Below are 244 nucleotides of genomic sequence, written 5' to 3'. Positions count from 1 at the left end.
GTCTTCTACTACACCGGGACCAGGAACTGGCCCGAGTACGACCTGCACTGGGCACCGGACGGCGGGCGGTGGACGACCGCGCCGGGGACGGCGATGGAGGCGGCCTGCACGGATTGGGTGAAGAAGACCGTCGATCCGGGCAGCGCGTCCGGGCTGCAGGCCGCCTTCAACAACGGCAACGGGGTCTGGGACAACAACAACGGGGCCGACTACACCATCGCCGCGGGAGTCGCCACCGTAGAGA

General features: G+C 68.4%; 1 protein-coding gene. It reads left to right on the top strand.

Features of this window, described 5'->3' with window-relative positions; translation table 11 throughout:
* Window positions 1–244, top strand: a 244-nt coding sequence (locus tag ACSNOK_RS35775; RefSeq protein WP_436784828.1) for a carbohydrate binding domain-containing protein, incomplete at both ends; no start/stop codon positions are given.

Origin of the sequence: Streptomyces sp. URMC 126 (genome assembly GCF_051386555.1) — a bacterium.
Lineage (GTDB): Bacteria > Actinomycetota > Actinomycetes > Streptomycetales > Streptomycetaceae > Streptomyces.
This window is presented reverse-complemented; position numbering and strand designations above follow the sequence as displayed.